Annotated in this window: 11 protein-coding genes; 9 read left to right on the top strand and 2 right to left on the bottom strand. The window is 43.4% G+C overall.

Annotation, left to right across the window (positions count from 1 at the left end; genetic code table 11):
* Positions 1-66: 66 nt before the first annotated feature.
* Together pflB and AB6F11_RS13355 are read left to right on the top strand one after the other, a co-directional pair.
* Positions 67-2,364, top strand: coding sequence for a formate C-acetyltransferase (pflB, locus tag AB6F11_RS13350; RefSeq protein WP_104216027.1), 2,298 nt, complete (start codon positions 67-69; stop codon positions 2,362-2,364).
* A 369-nt stretch (positions 2,365-2,733) separates the two neighbouring features.
* The gene (locus AB6F11_RS13355) at positions 2,734-3,663 is read left to right on the top strand and encodes a PD-(D/E)XK nuclease superfamily protein (RefSeq protein ID WP_102398049.1); all 930 of its coding nucleotides are present in this window, start codon (positions 2,734-2,736) and stop codon (positions 3,661-3,663) included.
* 336 nt (positions 3,664-3,999) lie between these two features.
* Here the strand turns inward: AB6F11_RS13355 and AB6F11_RS13360 are convergent, their stop codons facing one another.
* Positions 4,000-5,205 carry a hypothetical protein gene (locus AB6F11_RS13360; RefSeq protein ID WP_017068538.1) on the bottom strand — a complete coding sequence of 402 codons (1,206 nt, stop codon included), beginning with the start codon at positions 5,203-5,205 and terminating at the stop codon, positions 4,000-4,002.
* A 358-nt stretch (positions 5,206-5,563) separates the two neighbouring features.
* Here AB6F11_RS13360 and folK point away from each other — a divergent pair, with 358 nt between their 5' ends.
* From folK to folM, 4 genes are all read left to right on the top strand, one after another.
* A complete protein-coding gene (folK, locus tag AB6F11_RS13365) occupies positions 5,564-6,061 on the top strand; it encodes a 2-amino-4-hydroxy-6-hydroxymethyldihydropteridine diphosphokinase (protein ID WP_102320872.1) in 498 nt (165 codons plus the stop codon).
* Positions 6,062-6,158: 97 nt separating this feature from the next.
* Positions 6,159-6,530 (top strand): dihydroneopterin triphosphate 2'-epimerase, encoded by a 372-nt coding sequence (folX, locus tag AB6F11_RS13370; protein ID WP_017067658.1) that lies wholly within the window; start codon positions 6,159-6,161, stop codon positions 6,528-6,530.
* 18 nt (positions 6,531-6,548) lie between these two features.
* Positions 6,549-7,187, top strand: a complete 639-nt coding sequence (gene folE / locus AB6F11_RS13375; protein ID WP_102398130.1) for a GTP cyclohydrolase I FolE — start codon at positions 6,549-6,551, stop codon at positions 7,185-7,187.
* On the top strand, positions 7,184-7,900 hold the full coding sequence (gene folM, locus AB6F11_RS13380; RefSeq protein WP_104216029.1) for a dihydromonapterin reductase: 717 nt from the start codon (positions 7,184-7,186) through the stop codon (positions 7,898-7,900). The genes folE and folM overlap by 4 nt, the downstream gene beginning before the upstream one ends.
* Positions 7,901-8,004: 104 nt before the next feature.
* Here folM and AB6F11_RS13385 read toward each other — a convergent pair whose 3' ends face one another.
* Positions 8,005-8,925, bottom strand: a complete 921-nt coding sequence (locus tag AB6F11_RS13385; RefSeq protein WP_102393950.1) for a helix-turn-helix domain-containing protein — start codon at positions 8,923-8,925, stop codon at positions 8,005-8,007.
* Positions 8,926-9,125: 200 nt separating this feature from the next.
* Between AB6F11_RS13385 and AB6F11_RS13390 the strand changes: the two genes are divergently transcribed.
* The 3 genes from AB6F11_RS13390 to eat are packed head-to-tail and all read left to right on the top strand — an operon-like array spanning position 9,126 to position 12,822.
* On the top strand, positions 9,126-10,538 hold the full coding sequence (locus tag AB6F11_RS13390) for an ethanolamine ammonia-lyase subunit EutB (RefSeq protein WP_102393949.1): 1,413 nt from the start codon (positions 9,126-9,128) through the stop codon (positions 10,536-10,538).
* Complete coding sequence (eutC, locus tag AB6F11_RS13395) at positions 10,531-11,400, top strand: ethanolamine ammonia-lyase subunit EutC (RefSeq protein WP_102393948.1); 870 nt, start codon at positions 10,531-10,533, stop codon at positions 11,398-11,400. The genes AB6F11_RS13390 and eutC overlap by 8 nt, the downstream gene beginning before the upstream one ends.
* Before the next feature lie 24 nt (positions 11,401-11,424).
* Complete coding sequence (eat, locus tag AB6F11_RS13400; RefSeq protein WP_102320877.1) at positions 11,425-12,822, top strand: ethanolamine permease; 1,398 nt, start codon at positions 11,425-11,427, stop codon at positions 12,820-12,822.
* Positions 12,823-13,112: the final 290 nt, after the last annotated feature.

Consider the following 13,112-nt stretch of genomic DNA (forward strand, 5'->3'; position numbering starts at 1 on the left):
AGCAGAAACCAATGATTATAAATAATCATCGATATTGTCTGTTTATCAATAACTTAGGAGGTCATTATGACTATTCCGACAACCGATATGATGGAAGCTTGGGCGGGATTTCAAGCTGGCGAGTGGCAAACATCCGTTAATGCACGTGATTTTATTCAGCGAAACTACACCCCTTATGAAGGTGATGAATCTTTTCTTGCGGACGTGTCGGACTCGACGACACAGCTATGGGAATCGGTGCTAGAGGGTATTAAAGAAGAAAGCCGCACTCATGCCCCTGTCGATTTTGATACTGATATCGTTTCCACTATCACCTCACACGATGCCGGTTACATTGTAAAAAACCTCGAAAAAATCGTGGGTCTACAAACCGATAAACCACTGAAACGCGGCATCATCGCCAATGGTGGTATTCGAATGGTGAAAACGTCGTGCGAAGTGTACGGTCGTGAATTAGAGCCACAAATCGAAAAGATCTTCACTGAGTACCGCAAAACGCATAACCAAGTAGCGTTCGATCTTTATACCGACGAAATTAAAGCATGTCGCCGTTCTGGTATTATTACTGGTCTGCCGGATGCTTATGGTCGTGGACGCATTATCGGCGACTACCGTCGTCTTGCTTTGTACGGTATCGACTTCCTAAAATTAGACAAAAATGAGCAATTCAAATCGACTCAGAAGATGCTTGAAACGGGTGGTGATTTAGATAAGACATTGCGTCTACGTGAAGAGCTTACTGATCAAATTCGTGCCCTTGATGAAATGCGAGAAATGGGTTTGAAGTACGGCATTGATATGTCTTCTCCTGCTCGAACTGCGCAAGAAGCAATCCAATTTACCTATTTTGGTTACTTAGCTGCGGTTAAGTCTCAAAATGGTGCTGCGATGTCGCTAGGCCGCACATCAACCTTCCTAGATGTTTACATCGAACGAGACCTTAAACTTGGTCTGATTGATGAAAAACAAGCGCAAGAGTTGATTGACCATTTCATCATGAAGCTTCGTATGGTTCGTTTCCTTCGCACTCCTGAATACGATTCATTGTTCTCTGGCGACCCAATTTGGGCAACAGAAGCAATGGCTGGTATGGGCGTTGATGGTCGTACTCTTGTTAGCAAAACGACTTTCCGCTACTTGCACACATTGCACACGATGGGCCCAGCGCCAGAGCCGAACATGACGGTTCTATGGTCTGAACAACTGCCTATCGCGTTTAAACAATACGCGGCTAAAGTGTCTATCGAAACCTCATCACTTCAGTATGAGAACGATGATCTAATGCGTGCGGATTTTGATAATGACGATTACGCGATTGCGTGTTGTGTGAGCCCACAGGTGGTTGGCCAACATATGCAGTTCTTTGGTGCTCGTGCAAACCTTGCTAAAGCGTTGCTTTACACCATTAACGGTGGTGTTGATGAAAAATCTAACATGCAGGTTGGTCCTCAAGTTGCTCGTATCGAAGATGAAGTTCTCGATTTTGACCGCTTAATGCCACGCTTTGATGACATGATGGATTGGCTTGCAACGCAATACGTCACTGCGCTGAACGTGATCCATTACTCGCATGACCGTTACAGCTATGAAGCATCGTTAATGGCATTGATGGATCGCGATGTTCATCGCACAATGGCTTGTGGTATTGCAGGGCTGTCGGTTGTTGCTGACTCGTTAGCGGCTATCAAATACGCGAAGGTAACACCAGTACGTAACGAAGATGGCATCGCTGTCGACTTTGAGATTGAAGGTGAATATCCAAAATTCGGCAACAACGATTCACGTGTTGATGATATTGCTTGTGATTTGGTTGAACGTTTTATGAAGAAAATTCAGAAAATGAACACCTACCGTGAAGCGGTTCCAACTCAATCTATCCTTACGATTACTTCAAACGTTGTATATGGTAAAAAAACTGGTAACACACCAGATGGTCGCCGCGCAGGTATGCCATTTGGCCCGGGCGCAAACCCAATGCACGGTCGTGACGAGAAAGGTGCGGTTGCTTCACTTTCTTCAGTTGCCAAACTGCCGTTTGAATTCGCTAAAGATGGTATTTCTTACACCTTCTCAATCGTACCAAATGCACTAGGTAAAGATGACTTAAGCCAAAAAGTGAACCTAGCAGCACTAATGGATGGTTACTTCCACCACGAGGAAAATGCAGGTTCGATTCGTGTTGAGGGTGGACAGCACCTTAACGTGAACGTGCTTAACCGTGACATGTTGTTGGATGCCGTCGAACATCCAGAAAAATACCCACAGTTAACCATCCGAGTGTCGGGTTACGCTGTGAGGTTCAACTCGTTAACACGTGAGCAGCAACAGGATGTAATTAGCCGTACGTTTACTGCTAAGATTTAACCGTAAACTTCAAGATATACGGTTCTAAAAAAGCGCGAGAATGACATCCGTTTCTCGCGCTTTTTTGTGCGTGGAGTATGGCGCTAATGATGTCGTTGGGCGTCGCGTTGTCTTGGCTAGTATATGGGCAAAACCGATATTTACGCGGTGATTGGAATTACTTTGATGCTTTTTTTGGGGGGGGGGGGATTCGCTTGTTTTTTATGTCAGAGATCACTAGGAGCTCTAACTTATCTTTGCCCCTTACCTTGCTAGCCGAGCTCAACCTCACAAATCATAGTGAGGTGATTTGACCTACTTTTTCTTATCTATGTAATGTCTAGGTTAGTAGACGTTTACCAGATAACAACGATAGGAAAGCTATGGCTAATGAAAGAACTAAATACATTTCAGAGTATTAATGAGCGTGATGTTGATCTATTAGTGCTAGAGGAGCTCAATGTTTCCGACTCATTTGCTCAATGGTTTGTTTGTCGTGTTCGAGAAGAAATAACCTCAGTTAAAACGCTCGGTGCTTGGCACTCTGTCATAGATACTAATCTAGGTGAGTCAGACTTAGTTTATATCTATCAATCAGATGACTTATCTTCCCAAGCAATACTTATTGAAAACAAGATTGATGCTTCAGCTCAGGCCCAACAAGGAGATAGATACAGGCTTAGGGGTAACAGAGGTCTAGAAGATGGTTTTTGGCAAGATTTTAGAACATGTATTATTGCCCCAAAAGCATATATCGCTCGAAATTCTGAGCCGTACGACGCTGCCATTTCATATGAAGAAATAATGGTTTACCTTGCTGCCCAAGGTGATAAGCGAGGACTCTATAAGGCACAGACATTAAGAGATGCTATTAAAAAAAATAGAAGAGGTTACGTTGCTACTGTTTGCCCCAAAACAACAGAATTTGCACAGCAATACTTAGCTTATGTCTCAGAACATTTTCCTCAATTGAATCCTGAGCAATCAAAACCTCGAGCTAATGGGCACGATTGGATTCATTTCTATCCCGCTCCAGTAAATAAAAAAGTACGAATCATTCACCAGATCTACGGCAAAGTCATTAAGTTGCAGTTTCTAGGCCAAGCAGACAACTTTGACGATATCAAAAGTCACTTTGAAGGTTTGGAATCCAGTGGATATCGAATCATAAAGTCGGGAAAATCAGTAAATATAGAAACACCATTGCCTGAAATATTAATCGCAGAACAGAGTTTTGACTCTGTATTAGAAGAAATCAGTATTGCTCTAAACAAAGCCAAGCAGTTGCATTCGTGGATGGAAAACTACCATTCTGTGTGACCCTTAAAGAAAGGGTGTGTAGAAAACTTATGTCCAAAGACGTGCTGGCGTCGATCTCGGCAAACACGTCTTTGCCCCATTGTTGGTTAGAGTTCGAGATAGTAAATATCGTGTTTATATATATTAACCCTATAAGAGGTAATCCGACCGAGTCTACCCTTCAGAATTTCTCAGATATGCAGTATCGACCATAGGGATATTTAAAACTTTTGAGTTAATTTTATGCGGTGAAGAAAGGCGTTACTATATATGGAGTACTTTTGGTACTTTAGCTGAGAATTCATGCCGCCTAGCATGTTCAAATAGCAAGGCGGCAATAGACTTTTGAACGAAATGTTAGTTCGCTTCGACGCCATTGATGAATGTCTTCCCAAGTGATTGCTTGATCGTTGTGGTGTAGTTACCTGACTCTTCTTCGTTCCACAGTCTGTCCAATGCGTTTTGGTTGATTTCAAGTAATTTAACTAGCTTTGGTGTGATAGTGACATTGAAGTCAACTTTAAGGGACTTCTCAAATGCCTCTTCTGATTCTCGGTTAGTTAAGCCTTTATAATTTTTAGGCATTATTTCAATTTCTCCATCGGAACTTGAGTCATTAACGAAGATGTTGATATTCTCGAATTTGATCCCATTACCTATTATGGATTTAAAAGCAGCCTCAATTGTTTCCTCTGTAGGATTTCTTTCAATCAAACCGATGAAGCTATTAAGCTCTTGAGTATTAACTCCTTTAATCTCACCACTTAAGCCAAGTTTGTTCGATAGTTGGGTGATGTTTGGAGATTGAAGATCTAGTGAGTCAACTTTCCAATCAAGCTTCAGGCTCGTATTGTCTTCAATTGTAATTGCTGAATGAAACTTCGCGTCTTTGAAGCTAAATCCACCAGATCGATCGTTGAAACCTCCATCATTTGCAATTATTTCAGTATTATGGGTGTCATTAGTGATATTTGACTTAAGCTCAATGCCGTTTATATAGGCCTGTTCTCTTCTTTCAGAGATTCTAATTCCGTCAATTTTTGTGGATGTAGTGAAGGCTTCTTTATTGCCTTTAAACAGAATCTCAACATCGCCAAGTTTGAAGTTGCTTGAGCGGCCTGTATTGATTTCTCCAAGTGAGAAGTTGCTTTGTAGATCTAAAGACTGATTGCTGGTATCGAATGTGTATTTTATGCTTTCATTTAAGCTTGCTACCTCTCTGATTAACGTTGAGGTAAGTCCTTTATCCTTCGGGAGACTAAAATTACCTTCAACGCTAAGTCCGAATGGCGCAACCGTTGCTGTGTGGCTTAGGTAGATTGGTTCAGGAAGTCTTTTTGAACCATTGTTTATGTAGATAGCGAAATTCTGCTTGATATTGTTATTGTTGATTTCCGTATCGATCAGTTGGGCATCAATGAATTGGTTTTTTAGTCCAATTAGTGAGCTTTCAACTTCACTGGTCACAGTTTCTGCTGCATTCTTAATCAACATGTTATTGGCAACCAAGGCACCACCACCGATGATCGCTGTACAGCTGATTGCAATTAAAGTTTTTTTCATCTTTGCCTCTGATAAATATAGGAATCAATTAGTTATGCTATTTTATATGAATTCAGTTGCTTTCGCACCATAAACCAATTCTTCCCATTAGCGCTCAACAATTACTTTGTTATACCTGTAGTTATTCATTAAATACTAATTTAGAAAAGTCACTGACACGGAATTGTCCAGAACCTTCATAAGCTGAATTTTTACCCGTGGTACTTCCTAGTTCGAAAGTCCCTCTTTCCAACTTAGAACCGATCTCAATATGAGTTGTCGGGAGATTTTCATTTACCCTCCCGACATCAAACGGATACATAGCTGATCTTCCTAGCGACTTACAACGTAAGAGGTTAGCTAAAAGGGAGAAAACAATATGTCCACCGTCTATGTCAGCATCGGAAGCAACATTAACCGCGAACATCACATCACAGAATCTCTCAAAGCGTTGAATAGTCACTTTGCACCTCTGAACATTTCTAATTTCTACGATTGTGAGCCTGTTGGTTTTGAAGGGGACAACTTCCTAAACCTAGTCGCAGGGTTTGAATGTGACCTTTCTATCGCTGAACTGGCTAAGGTTCTGCATCAAATCGAATTAGAAAATGACCGCAAGCGAGAAACTAAAGAATATGCCTCGCGCACGATGGATATCGATATCCTTCTTTACGGTAACGAAGTAGGCATTATTGATGGAGTAGAGCTGCCTCGAGGTGAAATCACCGAGTACGCTTTTGTGCTTCGACCGTTAGTTGATGTTGCCGCGCAAGAACTTCATCCCACTCTAGATATCTCTTTTCAGCATCTCTGGAACAACTTCGATCAGCTGAGTCAGAAAACCGAACTTATACCGTTCGAGGTCAGCTTCACTTAGTCCCTGTAACTGCTTTAAACAGAACGCTTGAGCTTTATTGATCTTTTCCGCTAATAGGCACGTAACTCACTCTACCTTCTAAGGATCGGAAACTTTTATGAATCACAATGCGATTATCACCATCACAAATCTCAGATTAAGAACCTTCATCGGCTTCAACGAAGAAGAAAAAACCAAGCAGCAAGACATCGTCATAAATGCGGAGATCCATTATCCCGCGAACAACCTTTGCCTCTCTGATGATGTGGAGAACGCACTTAACTACAAAAATATCTGCAAAAAAATTATTGAACATGTTGAATCTGGACGGTTTCTGCTTTTAGAAAAGTTAACCAGCGACGTACTCGGTATTTGTATCGACCATTCATGGGTCCGATACGCTCAGGTGAGAATTGACAAGCCTCATGCTCTACGTTTCGCCGATTCCGTCTCGCTCACCCTGAGCTATGAAGCAGAACTTGAAGATTAACTCATAAGGAGCGACTCAATGCTAACCACAGAAGCTGAAAAAGTAAGAGAAGCTTTGCTCGAAAAGGGGCTTGAAACCCCGATGACATCGAGCGAAATGAACCCCGACCAGAAGTACAACCGCATCAAAGGGCTTTTGACGGAAGTTGTCAGTACGCTCGGGCTGGATTTAACCGATGACAGTCTCGCTGAAACACCTCATCGCATTGCAAAGATGTACGTTCACGAGATATTTTCAGGGCTCGACTACAATAACTTCCCCAAAATTAGTGTTATCGACAACAAAATGTCAGTTGATGAAATGGTTAAGGTATCGGATATAGATTTAACTTCGACGTGCGAACATCACTTCATCACCATCGATGGTTTAGCACAAGTGGCTTATATCCCAGAATCCAAGATTCTTGGGCTATCTAAAATAAACCGTATTGTTCGATTCTTTGCTCAGCGTCCGCAGGTTCAAGAACGCCTTACACAGCAAATCCTGGTCGCGATACAGACTCTAGTCGAAACAGAAAATGTGGCTGTGACGATTAAAGCAACTCACTACTGCGTTAAATCGAGAGGCGTTATGGACGCTAACTCTGAAACCACCACAACCGCGCTTGGTGGCAGTTTCAAAACTAACCCTCAAACTAGAGCTGAGTTTTTACGATGAGTGGAACGATTCTAATAACTGGAGTGGGGAAGCGTTTAGGATTCGCTCTGGCGCAGCAACTTATATCTGACGGATACAATGTGGTTGGCACTTACCGAAGTGACTATCCTCATTTGCAATTACTGCGCGACAGTGGAGCCGACTTACAACAGGTAGACTTTTATCAACAAAGCAGCCTAGAGGGCTTTCTTCATTACGTTGGTCAAGAATATAAGACACTTCGTGCCATCATACATAACGCTTCCGACTGGAAGCCTGAGAACAAGACAAACCCCAGTGAAAATGCATCACAAATCATGCACCAGATGATGACGATTCACGCCACCGTGCCTTATCTGGTTAATTTAATGCTCAAAGACCAACTAATGTCTGGCGATAAAACGTCGGACATCATCCACATCAGTGATTACGTTGCGGAAAAAGGCAGTAAAAAACACATCGCTTACGCGGCCAGTAAAGCCGCACTCAACAACTTGACGCTGTCGTTCTCAGCGATGCTGGCTCCCAAGGTGAAAGTCAATACTGTCTCTCCTGCCATGATAAAATTCAATGAACATGATGACGAGGCGTACAAAACCAAAGCTCTGAAAAAAGCACTGATTCCCGCAGAGGCAGGCTTTGAAGAAGTGATAGATGGCATTAAGTTTGTTTTGGCTAGTCACTATATGACAGGAAGGACTTTGCACCTTGATGGCGGCAGGCACTTGAAGTGAAGTTCATGCGTTGTGATCTTGAGGCAGGATAGTCAACTAATCTATTCGTCTTTCATATCGTCTAACTACATTTTTTTAAGTTGTCCCTCGACACTTTTTGGGTTTTAGACATTAGAACGTGTTTGCATGGGCGACTCACCAAACAACTGCTTGTAGCTTTGGCAAAAATATCCCAGATGAAAAAAACCAAAGTCAAAGGCGATTTCATTGATGCACCGTTGTTCGCTCGGATTTTGCAGAATGCGCCGTACCTGGTTGAGACGTACATTTTGTATAAATTGTTTTGGTGATATGTCACAACAGGACTCAAAGGTGTATTGCAGCGTACGGCGACTGACATAAACCGCATCGCACAGTTCAGACACGGTGACGGGTTTACGGTACTGCGAGTTATCTAGGTACTGCCTAATTCGACGCATTGTGTTCTCACGCTGTGAGGCATTGGTTTTTTGCATATTTTGATTAGACGATTGAGCGAACAATTCGACCAACATATCTTGAACAATGGATTGATGAGTTTGAAAAGACCAGCGAGATTTACTCGGGGAGAGTAGTAAGCTCAAGTAAGCTTTTATTTGTTGGGTGTAGTGTTGAGAGCAACCAAGAAAGTGGCTCTTGCTGTTTAACGATTCAATCTCTAGCTGTTGCTGAATCATTTCAACCAGTGAAGGGCTTATGACTAACCCATAAATAGAAAAGGTTTCTGGCGTAAGTAGCTCAAAATCCGCCCCAGCCTCACGGATCAAAATACTATCAGGATTACCTTGTGCGTAATTGATGTGTAAAGGTCTATCGTTAGCACTGATCCCTAACCAAATCCCTTCATTAATACGACATTGCTGCTTGAGTTTTCGGTTGCTGTCTTCTCGAAATAGGTGCACGTGAGAAAATTTTCGTTCACGGATCTGACCTAGAAAACTTCCTTGACTCAGTTGGTCATATTCTTGCTGCCAGTTAAAGAGGCTGGCTGCCTGCTGATTTGCATCAAATGTGTTGAATGTGCACAAATTAGGTGCATAACGCATCAATTCTTCATCCTTTCTCATCATTCCATGACCTACCCATGTGACCCATATTAGTACAGTGTGTCTTTAAGTTTATGTTTATTAATGCTTTTTTATGTTTGCCGATTCTTGATATTAATTCGGTTCAAAAATCGCTTAATTACTCATATATACAAAAGGTTATTGAGCAAGAACTGAACCAGTTTATGAAGAGGGAATTTATGACAGCAGCTTATCGCCGACAACAAGGGCACCTGGTTTTTAACTTTGAGTCGTTAGCAGATCTGATGGCAAAGGCTACGCCAGAGCGTTCAGGGGATGTTTTGGCTGGTGTATCTGCGACTTCTGCTGCAGAGCGTGTTGTAGCTCAGATGACACTGGCAGACTTGCCCCTAAAGACGTTTTTAAATGAAGCGGTGATCCCTTATGAAAGTGATGAAGTTACTCGTTTAATCATTGATAGCCATGATAGAGAGGCGTTTAAAGCGATTGATCACCTTACAGTGGGAGACTTTCGGAACTGGCTGCTAAGTGATGAAGCCGATAGTCTCACGCTTGCAAAGCTGCGTCCTGGTTTAACTCCAGAAATGGTGGCTGCAGTGAGTAAGATCATGCGTAATCAGGATTTGATCCAAGTCGCCAAAAAATGTCGGGTAGTGACTGCGTTTCGTAACACCATTGGCTTGCCTAGTCGTTTATCCACCCGTTTACAGCCCAATCATCCAACCGATTCTCTCAATGGCATTGCCGCCAGTATTTTTGATGGTTTGATGTATGGCAATGGTGATGCTGTGATCGGCATTAATCCCGCAACAGATAATGTACCACAGGCAATTAAGTTGATGAATCTGATGGAAGAGGTCATTCAACACTACCAGATCCCGACCCAATCTTGCGTATTAACCCATGTTACAAACACGATTGAAGCGATTGAGATGGGCGCTCCGGTGGATCTCGTCTTTCAATCTATTGGTGGCACTCAAGGTACGAACGACACCTTTGGTATTAACCTTTCGATCCTTAAAGAAGCAAACGAAGCGGCGCTTTCGCTGAACCGAGGCACCGTTGGAAGTAACGTCACGTACTTTGAGACAGGGCAAGGAACATCTCTCTCTGCCAATGCTTTTCATGGTGTGGACCAACAAACTTGTGAGACACGGGCTTATGCCGTAGCGCGTCATTTTAATCCATTGTTGGTTAATACCGTGGTCGGCTTTATCGGCCCTGAATATCTCTTTGATGGAAAACAGATTATTCGAGCAGGGCTTGAGGACCATTTTTGTGGCAAATTGCTTGGCCTGCCGATGGGGTGTGATATCTGCTATACCAACCATGCCTATGCCGATCAAAATGATATGGATAACTTACTGACATTGCTCGGTGTCGCTGAGTGCTCGTTCATTATGGGGATTCCGGGTTCCGATGACATCATGCTCAATTATCAAACAACCTCGTTTCATGATGCACTTTATGCACGCAAGGTGTTGGGTTTAAAACCTGCGCCGGAGTTTGAGGAGTGGCTAACTCAGATGCAGATTTTTGATGATGTAAAAGATGTGCGCCTAAATGAACGACTCTCCGGCTCATTTGCTGGCGCTCTAGCACAACTTAATGGAGGCCCTGCACATGGGTAAGGTGGTCTCTATGGCAAAGCATTCTGCTTCTAAGTTGGTAACTCAAAACCCTTGGCACGAGCTTAAAGGTTTTACATCGGCACGTATTGCACTGGGTCGAAGTGGAAATAGCGTTCCAACTAAAGAGTTGCTTTCATTTCAACTCGACCATGCACAGGCGATGGATGCCGTTCATTGTGCTTTAGATGTGGATGCATTGGTTGAGCTCATCGCTCAATCAAACTCGGTCATTCAACACACTTCTCAGGCACCCATTAAGGTGCACAGCAAAGCGACAGATAGATTCATGTATTTGCAAAGGCCGGATCTTGGTCGTGAGCTTGATGACGTCTGTTGGAATCAGTTGCAAGCCGTTCTTCATTCAGAGTCTCCCCCGTTTGATCTCGCGATAGTAGTGGCTGATGGCTTGTCTTCAATTGCCATTCAAAATCATGCAAATCCAGTCATTGAGCATCTGCTTTCTTTATTAGGGGAAGACGAAGTGCCGTGGCATGTTGCTCCTATTACTGTTGTGAGGCAGGGCCGAGTGGCAATAGGAGATGATGTTTGCGAGTGCTTACAAGCCAAGATGGTGGTGGTTTTGATTGGTGAACGCCCGGGACTGACCTCTCCAGATAGCATGGGTATGTACCTGACTTGGCAGGCGAGAAGAGGAGTAAAAGACTCTGATAGGAACTGCATTTCTAATATTCGCCCTCAGGGGTTGGCTTATGAGGATGCGTGTAAGCGAGCGGTATACCTATTGAAGGAAGCTCGTCGGCTAGAGCTTTCTGGAGTCAACCTTAAAGATCGTTCGAGTATCGAGGAAGAAGGTGGTGAGCAGTTAGAAGACAAGCACACAGGCAATTTTTTAATTGGATAAAAGATAAAAATAGAGGGATTTACAATGTCAGAACATCAGGAATATTTGGCGCAAAGACAACTTAAAAGGGGCACCGCTGGGTGGATTTTGCTAGCAGGGTTAGGCGTTTCATACGTGATCTCTGGTGACTTTGCAGGCTGGAACTTTGGTATCGGTCAAGCTGGTTGGGGAGGCTTTCTTATTGCAGCAATTGCTATGGCGGTGATGTACTTCACCCTTGTCCTTTCTTTGGCGGAGATGTCTGCGGCTATTCCCGCTGCAGGAGGTGGCTATAGTTTTGCTCGACAAGCCATGGGACCAACGGGGGGATTTTTTACCGGCTTATCCGTCTTAATTGAGTATGCCCTTGCACCTGCCGCGATTGTCATTTTTATTGGCTCAGCGGTGAATGAACTAATGGGTATCGATGGTCCTCTTGTTTACGCGATCTTTTATGCCATCTTTATCGGTATTCATATGGCAGGGGTGGGAGAAGCTCTGAAAGTCATGATGGTCATCAGTGGGTTAGCCGTACTAGCAATTCTTATGACAGCAGGCGTATTGGTTAGTGAGTTTGATGCTAATAATCTGTTTGATATCGCTCCGGCAACCGCACAAGCCACAGAACTACTTCCTTTTGGTTGGTATGGTGTATGGGCGGCACTACCGTTTGCAATGTGGCTTTTTCTTGCGGTAGAAGGGGTTCCATTGGCTGCTGAAGAGGCGAAAAACCCGGCCAAGGATGTACCCAAAGGCATTATCGGCGCAATGCTATTCTTACTGGTCACCGCTACCTTAGTCGTTCTGCTGCTTGCGGGCGCTGTGGGTTCTGAAGCGATTGCGAATAGCGCCGTTCCTCTAGTCGATGCATTGAAGTTGACCGGTAATCCAACCGTTGCAACGGCTGTTAATATACTAGGACTTGCAGGACTTATTGCTTCATTCTTCTCGATTATCTACGGTTATAGCCGCTTGGTGTTTGCATTGTCTCGTGCGGGTTACTTGCCTCAAAGCTTGTCGCTTACAAACCAAAACAAAGTGCCTGCTCGTGCTTTAGTGGTGCCGGGTGTGTTTGGTTTTGCTGTGTCATTGACCGGAGAAGGCGACCTGATCTTGGCGATGGCGGTAGTGGGGGCGACAGTGTCTTATGCATTAATGTCGCTTAGTCATATATTGTTGCGTATCAAGCAACCAGAGCTTCACCGTCCATACAAAACACCGGGTGGCATGCTGACTTCCGGCACTTCACTAGTGCTGTCGCTTATTGCAATGACGGGTGTTTATGCTTTTGACCCATCTGCATTCTTTATGACTATGGGACTCTTTGTGATTGGTGGTGCTTATTATGGCCTATATAGCCGTAATAAATTGGTCGCATCGACCGCTGAGGAAGAGTTTGAGATGCTGTCGGTTGCAGAGAAAGAGCTTGAGGCTACTAATTAGATTCAATTTCTAATGGTATTTAAGGCTCTAGTGCTTTGCTGGAGCCTTTATTACACTACTTGTAGTAACTTGCGTGTAAACCCCAATCGTCATCACCTCTAACGATAAATATTAATTTAGAAATAGTGCCGTTTTAGGATCATTTTCTTGGAACGTTTTTGTCCAGACACTTGTCATGATTTTTTATAACGAGTTAGATTCATAGCGACGAGCCCCGAAGTTCATTGATAGTGAAGTTTTCATCGCGCTAATCATGTCGATTGCCTTTCTCTAAAGATAAGTTGAAATGA

Origin of the sequence: Vibrio sp. 10N.247.311.14 (assembly GCF_041467715.1) — a bacterium.
GTDB lineage: Bacteria > Pseudomonadota > Gammaproteobacteria > Enterobacterales > Vibrionaceae > Vibrio > Vibrio crassostreae_C.

Excerpts from the sequence above, each read along its gene's own strand:
- folX (WP_017067658.1), top strand. The coding sequence starts at position 6,159 with ATGAATCACAATGCGATTATCACCATCACAAATCTCAGATTAAGAACC.
- pflB (WP_104216027.1), top strand. The coding sequence starts at position 67 with ATGACTATTCCGACAACCGATATGATGGAAGCTTGGGCGGGATTTCAA.
- AB6F11_RS13355 (WP_102398049.1), top strand. The coding sequence starts at position 2,734 with ATGAAAGAACTAAATACATTTCAGAGTATTAATGAGCGTGATGTTGAT.
- eat (WP_102320877.1), top strand. The coding sequence starts at position 11,425 with ATGTCAGAACATCAGGAATATTTGGCGCAAAGACAACTTAAAAGGGGC.
- eutC (WP_102393948.1), top strand. The coding sequence starts at position 10,531 with ATGGGTAAGGTGGTCTCTATGGCAAAGCATTCTGCTTCTAAGTTGGTA.
- AB6F11_RS13360 (WP_017068538.1), bottom strand. The coding sequence starts at position 5,205 with ATGAAAAAAACTTTAATTGCAATCAGCTGTACAGCGATCATCGGTGGT.
- AB6F11_RS13390 (WP_102393949.1), top strand. The coding sequence starts at position 9,126 with ATGACAGCAGCTTATCGCCGACAACAAGGGCACCTGGTTTTTAACTTT.
- folK (WP_102320872.1), top strand. The coding sequence starts at position 5,564 with ATGTCCACCGTCTATGTCAGCATCGGAAGCAACATTAACCGCGAACAT.
- AB6F11_RS13385 (WP_102393950.1), bottom strand. The coding sequence starts at position 8,925 with ATGCGTTATGCACCTAATTTGTGCACATTCAACACATTTGATGCAAAT.
- folE (WP_102398130.1), top strand. The coding sequence starts at position 6,549 with ATGCTAACCACAGAAGCTGAAAAAGTAAGAGAAGCTTTGCTCGAAAAG.
- folM (WP_104216029.1), top strand. The coding sequence starts at position 7,184 with ATGAGTGGAACGATTCTAATAACTGGAGTGGGGAAGCGTTTAGGATTC.